Here is a 16,561-nt window from a genome sequence, read left to right as displayed (position 1 = left end):
CCGTTCAGGGCTGCTTGCCGCCCTGCTCCTGGAAGTATTCCCGCGTCAGCTTCACCACCAGCGGGCTGAGCAGGATCAGCGAGATCAGGTTGGGCAGCGCCATCAGGCCGTTCAGCGTGTCGGCCAGCAGCCAGGCGAAGTCCAGCTGGCTGATGGCGCCGAAGGGGATCACCAGGACCCAGACGATGCGGTAGGGCAGGGTCGATTTCGTGCCCAGCAGGAATTCCCAGCATTTCTCGCCGTAGTAGCTCCAGCCCAGGATGGTGGTGAAGGCGAACACCACCAGCGACAGGGTCAGGATGGCCCCGCCGATGCCCGGCATGGACACCTCGAAGGCGCTGGCCGACAGGGCCGCGCCGCTGGCGCCGCTGCTCCATACGCCGGAGCACACGATGGCCAGGCCGGTGATGCTGCAGATGATGAGGGTGTCGATGAAGGTCCCCATCATGCCGATCAGGCCCGATTGCACGGCGTTGGTGGTGGTGCCGGCCGCCTGGGCGATCCCGGCCGACCCCAGGCCGGCCTCGTTGGAGAAGATCCCGCGCGCCACGCCGTAGCGGATGGCGGCCATGACGGCGGCGCCCGCGAAGCCGCCGGTGGCGGCGATGGGCGAGAAGGCGTGCGTGAAGATCAGGTCCAGGGATTCGGGGATGCGCTCGGCATTGACGACCAGCACGACCAGGCCGGCCAGCACGTAGGCGATGCACATGAAGGGCACCAGGGACGCGGCGACCGCGCCGATGCGCTTGATGCCGCCCAGGACCACCAGGCCGATCAGGACCATGGTGACCACGCCGGTCACCCACAGCGGGATGGCGAAGGCCGATTCCAGGGCCTGGGCCATGCTGTTGACCTGGACCATGTTGCCGATGCCGAAGCCGGCGAATCCGCCGAAGACCGCGAACGCCACGCCCAGCCACAGCCATTTCCGGCCGAGGCCGTTCTTGATGGCGTACATGGGGCCGCCGGCGTGCTCGCCGCGGTCGTCCTTTTCACGGAAATGGACGGCCAGCACGACCTCGCAATACTTGGTGGCCATGCCGACCAGGGCCGTGCACCACATCCAGAACAGGGCGCCCGGACCGCCGACGGCGATGGCGGTGGCCACCCCGGCGATGTTGCCGGTGCCGACGGTGGCGGCCAGGCAGGTCATCAGCGCCTCGAACGGGCTGATCTCGCCGGTGGCGGTGTCGCCCCGGTGGCGGCCGCGCCAGATCATGGCGAAGCCCGTGCCGATGCGCCGCAGCGGCATCAGCTTCAGGATCACCATCAGGAAAAAGCCCGTCCCCAGGATGAGGACCAGCATCGGCGGCCCCCAGACCAGGCCGTTGATCTGGTTGACGAGTTCGTTCAGGAATTCCATGGTTAAAACACCCTCCGGTACAGAAATTGCCCGAATGCTAACACTGTGGTTTCAGGTGAAACGCCTGAAATTCCTGGATAAGCAGGAAAAAATCCTGTCAAGGTGGCAAAAAGGTTTGGATAAGGGTAAACCCTTGTGTCTGGAAAGGGGGGGTGTCCCTGGGGCGGCACGCCGGGCTGGCGGAATCGGACCTGGGCTTGATAATTATCATTTGCGTTTAGGGGGTTTCCTGCCGACAATCCGGGGGATCCGTTCAGGCTGTTGCGCATGGCTTCCCGACTCCTTCCGTTTTCCGTCCCGCCTTCTTCCGGCGGCCTGTCCGCCCGCGGCGCCCGGCGCCGCGCCCTGCTGGGCCTGGCGCCCGCGCTGGGGCTGCTGTCGGCCGCGCCTGCGCGCGCACAGGCGTCCGATGCGTCCGCCGCGCAGGGTGAACGGCCCCTGGTCCTGTCGGGGCCGCCGGCCACGGTGTCCTATCCCCTGGTCCACATGGCGGATTCCGGCGCCCTGGACGACGTGGCGCCGGGGACGCGGTTCCAGTTATGGCAGAACCCGGACCAGCTGCGCGCCTGGGCGGTGCGCGGTGGCGCGGATTTCATGGCGATGCCGTCGAATGTGGCGGCCAACCTGTACAACCAGGGCGTGCCGCTGCGGCTGCTCAACGTCTCCACCTGGGGGATGCTATGGCTGGTGACGCGCGACGCGTCGCGCCGTGCGCTGGAAGACTTCCGGGGCCAGGAAATCGCCATGCCGTTCCGGTCCGACATGCCCGACATCCTGTTCGGCTTGCTGGCGGACCGTCTGGGGCTGGATCCGCGGCGGGATTTCTCGCTGCGCTACGTGCCTACGCCCTTCGACGCCATCCAGTTGCTGCTGACCCGGCGGGCGGACCATGCCCTGCTGCCGGAGCCTGCCGTGTCCATGGTGCTGCGCAAGAGCGAGTCCTTCCCGGTGTCGATCGTGGCCCCCTCGCTGTATCGCGGCGTGGACCTGTCGCAGGCCTGGGGCCGGATCCTGGACCGCGAGCCACGCATCCCGCAGGCCGGCATCGCGGCCGTCGGGCTGCTGCACGCGGATGCGCGGCTGGCCGACCGGGTGCGGCGGGCCCATGCCGATTCGCTGGCCTGGTGCCTGGCGCATCCCCGGGAATGCGGCGAGCTCGTGTCGCGGCACATTCCCATGCTGACGCCCGACGCGGTCGCCGACTCGATCGCGCAGGCGCGCGAACATGCGGTGGACGCGCGCGAGGCCCGGCCGGAACTGGAATATTTCTTCCACCGCCTGCTGGACGGGCAGCCCGCGCTGGTCGGCGGGCGGCTGCCGGACGATGAGTTCTATGCCTGATGCGCTGGACCCGACGCGCGGCCCGGACGCGCCCGCCGGATGGCTGGCCACCGCGCCTCGGCGCCTGGCCGAGGGCGCGGGCGCGGTCCTGGCCTACCTGTGGAGCGGCTGGGGCGCGGTGGCCAGCCTGCTGCTGTTCTGCGCGTTGTGGGAATGGGGCGGGCAATACTACGGGCCGCTGATCCTGCCCGGGCCGCTGGCCACGTTCGAGCGGCTGGGCGGCCTGCTGGCCTCGGGCCTGGCCGCGCCGGAACTGTGGATTTCCGCCCGCCGCACGCTGACGGGCCTGGGCGCGGCGGTGCTCGCGGGCAGCGTGCTCGGCATGCTGGCGGGACGTTCCCTGACGGCGGCGCTGGTGTCCCGTCCGCTGGTGACCCTGCTGCTGGGCATGCCGCCGATCGCCTGGCTGGTGCTGGCCATGCTGTGGTTCGGCATGGGCGACGCCACGCCGGTGTTCACGGTGGCCGTGGCCTGTTTCCCGATCGTCTTCGCCGGCGCGATGCAGGGCGCGCGCACGCTGGACGGCCAGCTCACCGACGTGGCGCGGGTCTACCGGCTGTCCTGGTGGACGACGCTGCTCGACGTGCACCTGCCGCACGTGGTGTCGTACCTGCTGCCGGCCTGGATCACGGCCCTGGGGATTTCCTGGAAGGTCGTGGTGATGGCCGAACTGCTGGCGGCCTCGGACGGCGCGGGCGCCGCGCTGGCGGTGTCGCGCGCGCAACTGGACATGGCCGGCTCGATGGGCTGGATCGTGGCGGTGCTGGGGCTGCTGCTGGGCATCGAATACCTGCTGCTGGAGCCGCTCAAGCGCACCATCGAGCGCTGGCGCGCGGCGGACGCGTCATGAACATGCCGGGCCGTTTCCGATCGCGCATCCCCGTGCGCGCCGCGCGCGGCGGGACGGCGCCATGACCGCGCTGACGATCCGCCGCCTGGGCCACCGCTACGGCCTGACCTCCGTGCTGTCGGGCGTGGACCTGGACCTGCGGGCGGGCGAGACCCTGGCGCTGGTCGGCCCCTCGGGATGCGGCAAGAGCACGCTGCTGCACGTCGTCGCCGGCCTGCTCGAGCCGTCCGAAGGCCGCGTGCGATCGACGTTCCGGGGGATCGGCTGCGTGTTCCAGCAGCCCCGGCTGATGCCCTGGAAGAATGCCGTGGACAACATCGCCCTGGGAATGAAGGCCCTGCGCGTGCCGGCGGAGGCGCGCCGCCGCCGCGCCCTGGAATGGGCGGCCCGCATGGGCCTGGCCGCCGAGGATGGGCGCAAGTATCCCCACGAACTGTCCGGCGGCATGCAGAGCCGCGTGGCGCTGGGCCGCGCGCTGGCGGTGGCGCCCGAACTGCTGCTGCTCGACGAGCCTTTCGCCGCGCTGGACGTGGGCCTGAAATTGGAGCTCTACGCGCTGCTGCGCGGGCAGGTGGAGCGCGGCGGCAGCGCGGTCCTGATGATCACCCACGACCTGATGGAAGCCGTGCGGCTGGCCGACCGCATCGCCGTGATGGCCAGTGGCCCGGGGCGCGTGCTGCACGAATTCGCCGTGGAGCGGCCCCAGGCCGCGCGCGACGAGGCCTGGATCCACCGGACCACGGCCGAACTGATGGGCATGCCGCCGGTGCGCGAATGTTTCGGGCTGGCGCCGGTTCCGGAGGCCGGGACATGAGCCGCCGGAGCATGACCGGCCGGGATGCGTCGTGGACCGACCATCCGCTGTGGTTCTGCGGCTTCCGGCCGTTCTTCGTGCTGACGGCCGCGAGCGCCGCCGGTTTCCTGGGTGTCTGGCTGCTGATCCTGGGCGGCGCGGGTCCGTCGGCCTGGGCGCCGCCGGGCGGCGTGCTGTCGTGGCACGCGCACGAACTGGTGTTCGGCTTCGGCCTGGCGGCCGCGGCGGGTTTCCTGCTGACGGCGATTCCCGAATTCACCGGTTCCGCGCCCATCGCCGCGCGTCCGCTGGCGGCGCTGGCGGTCCTGTGGCTGGCGGCCCGCGCGGCCTATGCGCTGGGCCAGTGGCTGCCGCCAGGCGCGGCCGTCGTCCTGGCGGCGGCGCCCAACCTGCTGTTCACGGCGCTGCTGCTGGGCTATCTGGCCCCGGCGCTGTGGCGCGACCCGCGCCGCGCGCACCTGGGCTTCGCCTGGACGCTGGGCGGCCTGCTGCTGGCGCAGGCCGGGTTCTTCGCCGCGCTGTTCGCCGGCGGCGACGGGCTGCCCTGGATCCACGGCGCCATCGATCTGACGATGATCCTGATCCTGCTGGCGGGCAGCCGGGTGTCCATGAGCGTGCTCAACGGCTACATCGAGGCCGGCCGTCCGGGCGCGCCGCCGCCGTCGGACGAATACCTGGCCCGCCCGCCGCGCCGCTACCTGGCGGTCTTCGCCATCGGGCTGTGCGGCGCGGCGCAGGCGGGCCTGGGCGGCGGCCCCGTGGCCGGCTGGACGGCGCTGGCCGCCTGCGCGGCGGTGCTCAACGTGCTGAACGACTGGCACGTCGGGCGGCCACTGTTCACGCGCTGGGCGCTGATGCTGTATGCCTGTTTCTGGCTCATCGCCCTGGGCTACGGAGCCATGGGCCTGGCCTGGCTGCTGGACCTGTGGTCCGCGTCGGCGGGCCGCCACCTGCTGACGGCGGGGGCGATGGGCCTGTCGGTCTTCACCATCATGAGCCTGGCGGGACGCATCCATTCGGGGCTGTGGCTGGACCGCAGGCCCTGGCTGCTGGCGGCGGCCGGCGCCCTGGGGGTCGCCGCCCTGGCGCGCGCCGCCGCCGGTCTGCCGGCGCTGGCGCCGTGGTATGGCACGCTGATCCTGGCGTCGGGCGCGGTCTGGGCGGGGGCCTATGCCGCCTACCTGTGGCACGCCTGGCCGGTGCTGGTCGGACCGCGCGCCGACGGCCGCACGGGCTGCGCCGAGCCCGTCGGCAAGGCGCCCAGTCCGTTCTCGGGACCGGAATCGGGTTGCTGAGGGGGCCTCGCGGTCTTCAGTGCAGCGTGCAGCAGCTGAACAGGGCCTCGTCCTGCGGGGACGTGGAAGGCGGGACGCGCCGTTTCGGATCGGGCGGCGGCAGCCGGGCCTGCTTGCACAGGGCATCCACGTCGAGCAGCACCAGTTCGCGGTTGCGCCCGCCGATCAGGCCGTCGCGGCGGAAGGCGCCCAGCATGCGCGACAGGTTTTCCGGCGTCATGTTCAACTGCCGCGCCAGCACGCGATGATGGGCCGGCAGGGTCAGCCAGGCGCTGCCCTGTTCGACGGACAAATTCACCAGGTAGGTGACGAGGCGCTGCATCGAATTGGCGATGGTCAGCAGGTCGATGCGGCCGATCGCCTGCGTCATCTGGCCGGCCACGATGCGCAGCAGCGTGCAGGAGAATTCCGGCGACCGTTGCGCCATGCCGATCAGCGGCGCGCCGTCCAGGCGGTGCAGCACGGTGCGCGCGTTGGCCTGGGCCGACACGGGGTAGCGCCGGTCGTCCGAGAACATCACGGTGGCGGCCACCAGGCAGCCGTCCTCCAGGACCTGGAAGACGCGCTCGTCGCCGTTGTAGCTGGGCAGGTACAGGGTGACGCTGCCGGTCTCGATCCAGTAGAAATGGTCGGCTGGTTCGCCCAGGTGGAACAGGTGCTGGCGGGCCGACAGCACCGTGCGCCGGGCGCTGGCCGCCAAAGCGTTCAGGCCGTCGGGGTCGGCGTGGCGGAACGCGGGAAAGCTCGCGAAGGCCTTGTCCAGGAATGAGGAAGACATGATGGTCCGGGACCCGTGGGGCGTGGCGACAGGATGTTCCATTGTATTTTTGATGAGAATAATTATCAATATTATTTGTGAGGTCATTCGCCGGCCGTCCGGACGCGCCGGCGGCGCCATCAGAAATTCTTTCGCAGCTGCAGCGAGATCTCGTTCTGCGAGTAGCCGTAGAAGATCGAATTGCTGTGGTTGACGATGTGCTTGAAGCGCAGTTCGGGGTAGACGCCCCAGACCGACAGCCGCGTCGATCCCAGGGTGGCGATGTAGAGCTGCTGTTCGTCGCGGCGCCGGACGCCGAGGAAGAAATCGCGCTCGTCGTTGCGGCTGACGCGGTAGAGGGCCAGCAGATTGACGAAGGCGCCGGACTGCCCGAAGGCGTGGAACACCCCGGCGCGCACGGCCAGGTCCTTGCCGCTTTCCGTGGGCATGGGATATTTGCGGCGGGTGAAGTCGATGCCCGCCTGCAGGCTGGTGTTGGCCGTGGGCATCCAGGCGATCCCCAGCCCGGCGGCCTTTTGCGTGTAGTCGCTGAAATAGCGGCTGTCCTGTGCCTTGTAGGCGTAGCGCTTGGCGCTCGCCTGGGCCGTCAGGCGCAGGCCTGGCGTCAGTTCCCGGCTCCATTCGGCCTGCAGGCCGGGGGCCTGGTAATTGGTGTGGCCGTCGCGGGCGTACAGCTCCATGAACGGCAGCAGGCTGAATTTCTGCCGCGCGTCGGCGTACTGGTAGCCGGCGTACAGCACGTGGGTCTGCTGGCTGTAGTCCTCGATCGCGCGCCCTTCCGGGGCGGTCTCCTGGTAGAACGTCCCGTAGCTGACGGGGCGCAGCAGCAGGTTGTGATGGCCGGCCAGCGCGATCCGCTTGCTCAGCACCAGGTCGTAGCTGGTGAAGGACGAGGCGATCGGCTCGGGCAGCTTGAGCCGCGCCAGGCACAGGGTCAGAAAATACATCGAACATTGCTCGAAGCCGTTGGCCTGGTTGATGTTGTCGTTGTGGCCCCGGCCCACGGCGATGGACCCCTGCCAGTCGCCGCGCCGGTCCACGGCGTCCACGTAGCTCTGCAGCAGCTGGCGGGTGTCGGGCGGCAGACTGTTGCCGATGGCCTGTTCGAACAGGGCGCGCGATTCCCGGTCCTGGCCGTCCTCGGCGTAGGCGCGGGCCAGTTCCATCTGCGTGCGCGCGTCGCCGGGGGCGTTGCCGCGGGCGTCTTCCAGCAGGCCGATGGCCCGGCCGTAGTCGCCCTCGGCCCGTGCCGCCAGGCCGTCGGCCAGCAGGACCAGGTGCGGCTTGTGGCCCGCCAGCCGGCGATACGAATCCGCCAGCGCGCGCGCCTCGCCCCACTGGCCCCGGTTGATGGCCACGTACAGGGCCGGTTCCAGGTCTTGCAGGGTCGGTTTGACCCGGTAGGCCCGGCCCTCGATGGTGAGGACCAGGCCCCCGGGATGAGGGGCCAGCGCCCCCGCCCCGCCGTCCCGCTGGCGGCCGATGCGTCCGGCCTGGTCCAGCAGGTAGCGGGTGTCGTCCTCGTCCGCCCGGGCGGGCGGGGACGGCAGCAGGGCGCAGGCCAGGAGCAGGGCCGGCAGGAAGTGGAGCTGCGTCCAGCGGATCGTCATCGTGCCGGTCCCGTCCCCGCTTACTGCCGCGCGCCGCCGAAGGCGACGTGATCCTGCGCGGTCGCGCCGGTGTAGATCCCCGCCAGGGCCTCGGCCTGCGAGCCGTAGAAGTGGCCGGAGATCGACGAGCCGTTGGAGAAGGCGCCAGTGCTGGTGATGGCCGTGGCGTTGGTGCCGAAGTCCACCACGTCGGTGCCGCGCGTGATGCTGCCATCCAGATGGCCCCCGTTGCTGCCGTAGTTGGCCGTCAGCACGCCCTGGTAGACGCTGGGGTTTTCCGGGTTGTGCTGGTTGATGCCGACGACGTTGTACTGGGCGTTGACCAGGGTCGGCATGACCGTGGTGGGGTTTTCGCCCACGTACCACACCGTGCGGTCGGCGCTGCCCATGTTCAGGTCGGCGTTGTCCGGGGCGGAATAGTTCGGACCCTTGGGCGCCCATTCGCCGAAATAGACCGGCGAACCGTCGACCTTGCCGATCACCAGCCCGCCGAAGTCGGGCATGAACGGCAGCGGCGGCACGATCATCTGGCGCACGCTGTTGATCGTGGTGGTGTCGCCGTTGTAGACCACGTCGTTGCGCCATACCTGGGCGATCTGGGTGTTGCCCAGGATCAGGCCGGCCAGGAAGTTGATGTCGCTGCCTTTCAGGTAGTAGTTGCCGCTGGCGTCGGGGCCGCGGCTGATGGCGTTGTTCGACTGGGCGACGGGACCGCCGGCCAGATCGATCGCGGCCGAACCGCCGTTGAAGATCAGGCCGGCGTTGCCCGATCCGAACAGCGTCGAGGACGCCGGATTGACGTTGGCGGCGTTGGACGTGCCGCCCAGCACGGTGGCGGCCGGGGCGTGGGAAGCGGCCAGGGCCAGGGAAGCGCCGATGAGGGCGCGGGACAGGGATCGTTTCATATCAACTCCTTGAAGAAAACGATGGAAAGACCTGGTTTTTTTGCCGCCGGACCGCTCCAAGGCAGAAAGCGCCCCCTTGGGGGGAAGCAAGCCGAAGGCGCGGCGTGGGGGCTTTTTTAGGAAAGCCAGGAAACCCTGGAACATCGAAAAAACTAGAACTGCGCCCGCATGCCGACGGTGATCGTGCGGCCCGGGCCGGGGGCGGGGATCTTGGCCATGGGGTCCAGGTAATAGCGGTCGGTCAGGTTGGTGACGCCCAGGCTCAGCGTGACGTTCTTGGTGGCGCGCCATTGGGCCGAGGCGTCGAGCAGCATGACGGGATGCCAGTACAGCTGGCGCATGCTGTTTTCCTTCCAGATGGCGTGGCCGTAGGGGGTGCGCAGCAGGTCGTCCAGTTGCTTGTTTTCCGCCTTCGAGTGGTAGACGGCGCGCAGCGCCAGTTCCAGCCGGTTCTGCAGCAGCCGGGTGCCCAGTTCGGCGTTGATGGAATAGCGCGGCTGCAGGCTGGTGGAGGTCAGCATGTCGGGAAAGCCGCCGGTCATGCATTCCGGCATGCGGTTGTAATAGACGTCCATGCTGTAGGCGTAGTCCTTGTCGCACAGCTGCTGCTTGAGCCGGTAGGTGGCGCCCAGGCCGCCGAAGAACCGGCCGCTGTCGAAGCGCGACTGGAACTCGATCCCGGTGGTCTTCTTGCGGTCGAACTGGATCACGTTCAGGTAGCGGTCGCGGTCGATGAAGTCCCGGATGGTGGTGTCGAAATAGCTCAGGCGCACGTCCGCTTGGCGCAGGCCCGGCAGGAACGGGGCCAGATCCTGGGCATAGCCGATTTCCCAGTTGGTGCTGCGTTCCGGCTTGCTGGCGCCGCTGCCCAAGTAATAGGTGTTGCCCAGGCCGACCGTCGTGGAGGCGATCTCGAAGATGCTGGGAAAGCGCGTCATCTGCGCGTAGCGGGCGTAGACGCTGATGGTGTCGGTCAGGCGCGCCGTGGCGGAGAAGACCGGCGACCAGGCGTGGCCGTATTGCCGCTTGGGTGGTGCCCATTGCTGGCCGGCGGCGGGGGTGGCGTAGACGGGGGTGCCCTGGACCAAATTGTTCGCCGGGGCGATGACGGCGTATTCGCCCGTCAGTCCCTGGGGGTTGCTGACGGTCTGCGACAGATCGACCTGCCCTTGGGCGAACGGGCTTTGCGAGGAATCGGGCTTGCCGTCCACGATCGGGACGATGGTCGTGGCTTTCCAATATAGGGCCGTTGGGCCGGATCCGCTGATGGGACCGATGTTGGTCCTGAAATCCCAGCCGTATTCGTTGCCGTACATATGCTGGGCCATGGACGTTGGGGCGGCGGCACCATTGGCGACGGCATAGTCGATCATCGCCTGCTCCGCCGCCATCAGCGCCTGGTTTCCTGTGGGCAGCTGGATATGCACCTTTTCCCCCCAGGCTGTGTAGACATCGTGCCATTCCATGTCGGTTGCTGTGACGGAGGTGAAGGCTGAGTTGATATTGGCTGTGAGCGTATTGAACTGATTGACCTCGTCCGTGCTCATCAGGCGGCCATATTCCAGCTTCGTGCCGATGCGCTGCTGCGTGATCTGCGAGCCGTCCACCTGGTTCGCGCGCCGTTCGGCCAGGCCGTCGTCGAAGGCCGAATACTCGTTGTAGCGGGTGCCGGCGGTCAGGGTGAGCCAGTCCGTGGGCCGCCATTCCAGGTTCATGGTGGCGGCCCATTCCCGGCGGGTGCCGGAACGCGGGCCGAACTTGATGGTGGATTCGGCCAAGGCGGCGCCGCCGAGGCCGGTGGCGCCGCCGGTCAGGTCCAGGTTGACGACGCGCTCGTCCAGCTTTTCGTGCTGCAGTTCGCCGCCGACGGTCAGGCGCAGCCGGTCGGTCAGGGTGAAGCGGTTGCTGAAATCGAAGCCCTTGCGGTCGTGGCTGGTCCACTGCGCGCTGCCGGCGAAGATGTGGCCGTCGTGATCGGGCTCGACGGGCGCGGTGCCCCCCAGGGCGGGGTTCAGGGCCGGGTTGGTGAAGCAGGTGAAATTGGCCGCGCCGCTGGGCAGGGTCGGGTTGGCGAACGGGTTGCCCCGGCACACGTCCCAGTCGGCCTTGAGGATCTGGTAGGCGTCCAGCGCGCCGCTGCGGGGGATGTAATAGGCGGCGCTGCCACTCTGGTGGCGTTCGCTGTCGGTCTTGGTCATCCAGAGATGGGCTTCTAGGTCGACCACGCGCGAGCCTTCCGGCTTCCATTCGTAGTCGAGCTTGTACGTGTCCAGCCGGATGTTCGAGCGGGGGTATTCGGCGACGAGCTGGCCGGGCAGGCCCTGCCCCGAGGGTTTGGACAATTCCTCGGCGATGCCCATCATCATGATCGACTGGCCGGTGGAGGTTTCCGCGAAATCCAGGTCGGTGCGCATGAAGCTCAGGCCGATCTGCTGGTCGTGCGGCAGATACCAGCGGTTCTTGAGCAGCAGGGTCTCGGTCTTGCTGGCCGTGCTCAGCACCTCGTTGCCCGGGTGGTAGAGCTTGGTCAGGTTGGGAAAGTAGGCCGAGGTGTCCTTGGCGTAGGCGTCGTTGTTGGTGTAGGCGTCGGCGCCGTTCTTGCCGGCGAAATAATTGCCCCGCTTGCGGTAGCTGTAGGCCAGCAGGGCGTCGGTGTGGTCGTTGCGCCCCGCGATGGCGAACATGAAGCTCTTGTCCTGAAAATTCATGGCGTCCCCGGCGCCGCGGTCGCGCGGCACGGGCTGGGGGATGTTGACCGCGTAGTCCGAACCCAGCGTCGCGCCCGGAATCGTGCGGTAGTCCTTGCCGAAATAGCTGTTGGCGTCGACGGCGGGCGCAATGGTGTTGCCGGAGGTCTCCAGCTTGACTTCGAGGCCCAGGCTGTCGCCGTCGGGGATGATGTCGGACGGGTTGATGGTGCGCACGTTCACCGCGCCGCCGATGCCGCTCTTGATGCCCCGGCTCAGCGACGGGCCCTTTTCCACCTCGATGCTGCGGAACAGGGCGGGGTCCACGTAGTTGCGGTTGCCGGCGCCGTAGACCTGCAGCCAGACGTTGACGGACTGCTCGGTGCCGTCCACCGTCAGCGGCACCCGGCCTTCGCCCGACAGCCCGCGGATGTTCGGGGTGATCGACGAACCGTTGCGCGCATCCATGCTGTAGACGCCGTTCATGCCCTTGAACACGTCGGCGGGGTTGGTGGTCTGGTAGCGGTCCAGTTCCTTGCGGTCGATGTAGAGGTTGGTGACGTTCTTGCGGAACACGTTTTCATGCCCCTGGACGTCCGGGTCCCGGATGCCCCGGACGCGGACCGGCGCGAGCGCCTTGACGGCGGTGTCGTCCCCGGCCGCCTTGTCCGCGGTTTCGGTCGTGCCCTGGGGAGAGGCGGTCCGTGTCGCGGCGCCGTCCGGCGGAACGGCTTGCGCGTGAGTCGGGGCGGGCATGCCGGCCGCCAGACTCAGGGCGGCGGCGAGCGCGGTCAGGGCGATCGGCCCGGCGGTTGGCTGGGCGGATGCGGTTTCCTCGAAGAACATGATGGTTGATGGCCACGGAAAAGGGACGGAAGGATGCCGCCGCCGGGAGACCGGCGGGCGGCTTTCGGGCGTACCTTACGGGGGCGGCAATCTAAATGAGAATGATAATTATCAATTGCTGTTTTCCCGGATCCGGGGTGTGCCGGAGGGAAACCGGAGCGGGCCCTGGAAGGGGCGCGGCCATTCCCGGCCCGGATTTCCCAGGCCGGGTAAAATCCAGGCAACGTCCCCGCACGGACGATTTCCCGGATCCGTGGTGGACACTCGCACCACCGGATCCCGTGCCGTTCTCCTAGGATCCGCTGTGCCCGAACTGAAAAACGACACCTTCCTGCGCGCCCTGCTGCGCCAGCCCGTGGCCTATACCCCGCTGTGGATGATGCGCCAGGCCGGGCGCTACCTGCCCGAATACAACCAGACCCGGGCGCGGGCCGGATCCTTCATGGGGCTGGCCCAGAATCCGGAATACGCCTGCGAGGTCACGCTGCAGCCGCTGCGGCGCTTCGACCTGGACGCGGCCATCCTGTTTTCCGACATCCTGACGGTGCCCGACGCGATGGGGCTGGGGCTGCAATTCGTCGCGGGCGAAGGGCCGCGCTTCGAACGCCCCCTGCGCGACGAGGCCGCGATCCAGGCCTTGCGGGTCCCCGACCTGGACCACCTGCGCTACGTGTTCGACGCGGTGTCGCTGATCCGCCGCGAACTGGCGGGCGCGGTGCCGCTGATCGGCTTTTCCGGCAGCCCCTGGACCCTGGCCTGCTACATGGTCGAAGGCGCGGGCAGTTCCGATTACCGCCAGATCAAGACGCTGCTGTACGGCCGGCCCGACCTGCTGCATCGCATCCTGTCGGTCAACGCCCAGGCCGTGCAGGCCTACCTGAACGCCCAGATCCAGGCGGGCGCCCAGGCCGTGATGGTGTTCGACAGCTGGGGCGGCGTGCTGGCCGACGGCCTGTTCCAGCAATTTTCCCTGGCCTACACCCGCCAGGTGCTGGACGGCCTGACCCGCGAGCACGAGGGCCGGCGCGTGCCGGTCATCGTCTTTACCAAGGGCGGGGGGCAGTGGATCGAGGACGTCGCCGCCACGGGCTGCGACGCCGTGGGGCTGGACTGGACGGCCAACTTGGCCGCCGCGCGGCGCCGGGTCGGCGACCGGGTCGCCCTGCAGGGCAATCTGGACCCCATGACCCTGTTCGGCGGCGAGGCCGCGATCCGCGCCGAGGTCCGGCGGGTGCTGGCCGATTTCGGTCCGATCGGGGCCGGCGGCCACGTCTTCAACCTGGGGCATGGGATTTCCCAGCACACGCCGCCGGAGGCCGTGTCCGTCCTGGTGGACGAGGTCCACGCCGCCAGCCGCGCGTATCATGGGGACTGATCCCCGGGTCTACGGCGCGGGGCGTCCCGGCCGCGAGGACCTGGTGTGTTCCGGACCCTCCTGGGACCGGGGTTTTACATCGCCCGGGGCCTGGAAACCGGCGCGGGACGGCCTGTTTGAAGGCGAAAACTCCGCTTGATGCGGCTTGTGGCGGCCTCGGGATTTTGTGCTTATGCACAAAAATATCAAGAATCAGGGTTTACGCTGATCATTGAAGAACGATTCTCGCTATGTCGCGTAATTCATTGTTTTAAATAAACAAATTAGTCTCTTGTGGAAAACATCGAGAGACTTGACCATTTGAGCGGCTTGGTGTTGACCCCTTTGCGCTTCGATTCTCCACAAAGTTATCCACAGGCTGGGCGCGGCAAGGCGGCGGCGGAGCGACCATGCCGCTGAAACGTCCGTCGGACGCGGTTTCCGCGAGGGCGGGTGATTCCGGCGCCCCGGCCCCGGACGCCGTCCCGGCCTCCGAGGCGCCCGCCGGGCCGGTTGAAACGGTCTATCTGGCCGTGGCGCTGGACGTGCCTCTGCCCGGCCTGTTCGATTATTCCCATGACCGGCCCGTGGCGCCGGGGGTGCGCGTGCGGGTGACGTTCGGCCGCCGGGCCATGGTGGGCATGGTGTGGGCCGTGCGCGCCGCGCCCGGCGTGGCGGCCGACCGGGTGCGGCCGATCGACGCCGTGCTGGACGATCTGCCGCCCATGCCGGACGACTGGCTGCGCCTGGCGGAATTCGCCGCGCACTATTACCATCGGCCGCTGGGCGAGGTCCTGCTCCCGGTGCTGCCGCCGTCGCTGCGCCGACCCGCCGCCTATACCGGCGCGCGCTCGGCCGGTGGTCCGGTGTGCCGCGCCGACCGGCGGCCCGGGGCGGCGCGCGCGCGCAAGGGCAAGGGCGCCTCCCGGGCCGTGCCGGCCGAAGGGGCGGATGCGGCGGATGCGGCCGGCTCGGTCGCGCCGGACGCCGCCGCGCGGCAGGCCGCCGAGCCGGCGCGGGATGACGCGGGCCCGGCCCTGACCGGTGCCCAGGTCACCGCCCTGGCGGGCTTGCGCGATCTGCTGGCGGCCGGCGCCGGCGTGGCGCTGCTGCATGGCGTGACGGGCAGCGGCAAGACCGAACTCTACCTGCGCCTGGCGCAACAGGTGATCGCGGCGGGGCGGCAGGCGCTGCTGCTGGTGCCGGAGATCAACCTGACCCCGCAACTGGAACAGAGCGTGCGCGCGCGCCTGGGCGACCGGCTGGCGGTGATCCACAGCCGCCTGTCCGAGGGCGACCGCCTGCGCGCCTGGCTGCGGGCGTCGCGCGGCCAGGCCGACATCCTGCTGGGCACGCGCCTGGCCCTGTTCACCCCCTTGCCGCGCCTGGGCCTGATCGTGGTCGACGAGGAGCACGACGCGTCCTACAAGCAGCAGGACGGCCTGCGCTATTCGGCGCGCGACCTGGCGGTGTGGCGCGGCCACGACCTGGGCGTCCCGGTGGTGCTGGGCTCGGCCACGCCGTCCCTGGAGACCTGGCGCCACGCCCAGGAAGGCGACTACCGGCTGCTGTCGCTGCCGGACCGCGCCCAGGCCCAGCCGCTGCCGGAAATCCGCCTGGTGGACACGCGCCGCGCCCGGCTGGAACAGGGCTTCACGCCCCAGTTGCTGGACGCACTGGAAGCGCGGCTGGCGCAAGGCGGGCAGAGCCTGGTGTTCATCAACCGGCGCGGTTACGCGCCGGTGCTGCGCTGTCCGTCCTGCGCCTGGGTCAGCCAGTGCCGGCGCTGCACGGCGCACATGGTGCTGCACCGCCTGGGCGGCCGGCACGTGCTGCAATGCCACCACTGCGGCGACGCCATGCCGGTGCCGCGCGCCTGCCCCGATTGCGGCGACCCCGACATCCAGCCCATGGGGCGGGGCACGCAGCGGGTCGAGGAATTCCTGGCAGAACGCTTCCCTGGCGCGCGGGTCCTGCGCATTGACGCCGACGCCACCCGCCTCAAGGGCAGCGCCGAGGCCCTGTTCGCCCGGGCGCACGCCGGCGAGGCCGACATCCTGGTCGGCACGCAGATGGTGTCCAAGGGGCATGATTTCGCTCGCCTGGGGCTGGTGGGCGTGCTGAACGCAGACGCCATGCTGTTTTCCCAGGACTTCCGCGCGCCGGAGCGGCTGTTCGCGCAGCTGATGCAGGTGGCCGGGCGTGCCGGCCGGCGCGAAGGCGGCGCCCAGGTGATCGTGCAGACCGACTACCCCGAGCAGGCGGTCTATCAGGCGCTGCTGCGGCACGACTACGCGCGTTTCGCCGCCTACGCGCTGGAAGAGCGCCGGGACCTCGGCCTGCCGCCGTTTTCCAGCCAGGCGCTGCTGACGGCGCAGACGGTCCGGGTGCGCGACGCGCTGGACTTCCTGGAGGCCGCGCGCGCCCGGGCGCGGTCCCTGCCCGAGTCCGTCGGCGTGCGGATCCATGATCCTGTGCCGCTGCGCATCGTGCGCGTGGCGCGCGTCGAGCGCGCCCAGCTGCTGTTCGAGTCGGATGGGCGCGGCGCGCTGCACCGGCTGCTGCGGGCGCTGCTGCCCGGCCTGGACGAGTTGGCCCGGGGCGCCGTCCAGCACTGGGGGATCGAGATCGATCCCCAGGAGATCTGAGGCCGTGGCCGCCGTCCCGCCCCGCTCGCCCGCACCGGCCCAGGCCGCGCTGCGCGCGTCCGCCGCCCTT

The 16,561-nt window shown here is 69.4% G+C and carries 11 protein-coding genes; 6 read left to right on the top strand and 5 right to left on the bottom strand.

All coding sequences use genetic code 11. The features are described 5' to 3' along the window. Positions 1 to 4 precede the first annotated feature (4 nt). On the bottom strand, positions 5 to 1,363 hold the full coding sequence (locus ACFO27_RS08960; protein WP_376817037.1) for an alanine/glycine:cation symporter family protein: 1,359 nt from the start codon (positions 1,361 to 1,363) through the stop codon (positions 5 to 7). A 267-nt stretch (positions 1,364 to 1,630) separates the two neighbouring features. Here ACFO27_RS08960 and ACFO27_RS08955 point away from each other — a divergent pair, with 267 nt between their 5' ends. From ACFO27_RS08955 to ACFO27_RS08940, 4 genes are all read left to right on the top strand, one after another. Then, complete coding sequence (locus tag ACFO27_RS08955; RefSeq protein ID WP_376817036.1) at positions 1,631 to 2,704, top strand: ABC transporter substrate-binding protein; 1,074 nt, start codon at positions 1,631 to 1,633, stop codon at positions 2,702 to 2,704. Next, positions 2,697 to 3,554, top strand: coding sequence for an ABC transporter permease (locus ACFO27_RS08950; RefSeq protein WP_376817035.1), 858 nt, complete (start codon positions 2,697 to 2,699; stop codon positions 3,552 to 3,554). Before ACFO27_RS08955 ends, ACFO27_RS08950 begins: the two co-directional genes overlap by 8 nt. Positions 3,555 to 3,615: 61 nt before the next feature. Next, complete coding sequence (locus tag ACFO27_RS08945; RefSeq protein WP_376817034.1) at positions 3,616 to 4,368, top strand: ABC transporter ATP-binding protein; 753 nt, start codon at positions 3,616 to 3,618, stop codon at positions 4,366 to 4,368. After that, positions 4,365 to 5,663, top strand: coding sequence for an NnrS family protein (locus ACFO27_RS08940; RefSeq protein WP_376817033.1), 1,299 nt, complete (start codon positions 4,365 to 4,367; stop codon positions 5,661 to 5,663). The genes ACFO27_RS08945 and ACFO27_RS08940 overlap by 4 nt, the downstream gene beginning before the upstream one ends. A gap of 16 nt (positions 5,664 to 5,679) precedes the next feature. Here the strand turns inward: ACFO27_RS08940 and ACFO27_RS08935 are convergent, their stop codons facing one another. The 4 genes from ACFO27_RS08935 to ACFO27_RS08920 all read right to left on the bottom strand — a co-directional run bounded on the left by ACFO27_RS08935 (position 5,680) and on the right by ACFO27_RS08920 (position 12,489). After that, positions 5,680 to 6,441 carry a Crp/Fnr family transcriptional regulator gene (locus ACFO27_RS08935; RefSeq protein WP_376817032.1) on the bottom strand — a complete coding sequence of 254 codons (762 nt, stop codon included), beginning with the start codon at positions 6,439 to 6,441 and terminating at the stop codon, positions 5,680 to 5,682. 119 nt (positions 6,442 to 6,560) lie between these two features. Further along, positions 6,561 to 8,051, bottom strand: coding sequence for a surface lipoprotein assembly modifier (locus ACFO27_RS08930; protein ID WP_376817031.1), 1,491 nt, complete (start codon positions 8,049 to 8,051; stop codon positions 6,561 to 6,563). Positions 8,052 to 8,071: 20 nt separating this feature from the next. Continuing rightward, positions 8,072 to 8,956, bottom strand: a complete 885-nt coding sequence (locus tag ACFO27_RS08925; protein ID WP_376817030.1) for a Slam-dependent surface lipoprotein — start codon at positions 8,954 to 8,956, stop codon at positions 8,072 to 8,074. A 152-nt stretch (positions 8,957 to 9,108) separates the two neighbouring features. Then, complete coding sequence (locus ACFO27_RS08920; protein WP_376817029.1) at positions 9,109 to 12,489, bottom strand: TonB-dependent receptor domain-containing protein; 3,381 nt, start codon at positions 12,487 to 12,489, stop codon at positions 9,109 to 9,111. 304 nt (positions 12,490 to 12,793) lie between these two features. Here ACFO27_RS08920 and hemE point away from each other — a divergent pair, with 304 nt between their 5' ends. Both hemE and ACFO27_RS08910 read left to right on the top strand, forming a co-directional pair. Continuing rightward, positions 12,794 to 13,864 carry a uroporphyrinogen decarboxylase gene (gene hemE, locus ACFO27_RS08915; protein ID WP_376817028.1) on the top strand — a complete coding sequence of 357 codons (1,071 nt, stop codon included), beginning with the start codon at positions 12,794 to 12,796 and terminating at the stop codon, positions 13,862 to 13,864. A gap of 389 nt (positions 13,865 to 14,253) precedes the next feature. Then, complete coding sequence (locus ACFO27_RS08910) at positions 14,254 to 16,491, top strand: primosomal protein N' (protein ID WP_376817027.1); 2,238 nt, start codon at positions 14,254 to 14,256, stop codon at positions 16,489 to 16,491. Positions 16,492 to 16,561: the final 70 nt, after the last annotated feature.

Origin of the sequence: Castellaniella denitrificans, assembly GCF_042653765.1 — a bacterium.
In the GTDB taxonomy this organism is placed as follows: domain Bacteria; phylum Pseudomonadota; class Gammaproteobacteria; order Burkholderiales; family Burkholderiaceae_B; genus Castellaniella; species Castellaniella denitrificans.
The sequence above is the reverse complement of the archived record's forward strand: the minus strand, read 5'-3'. Positions and strand labels throughout refer to the sequence as shown.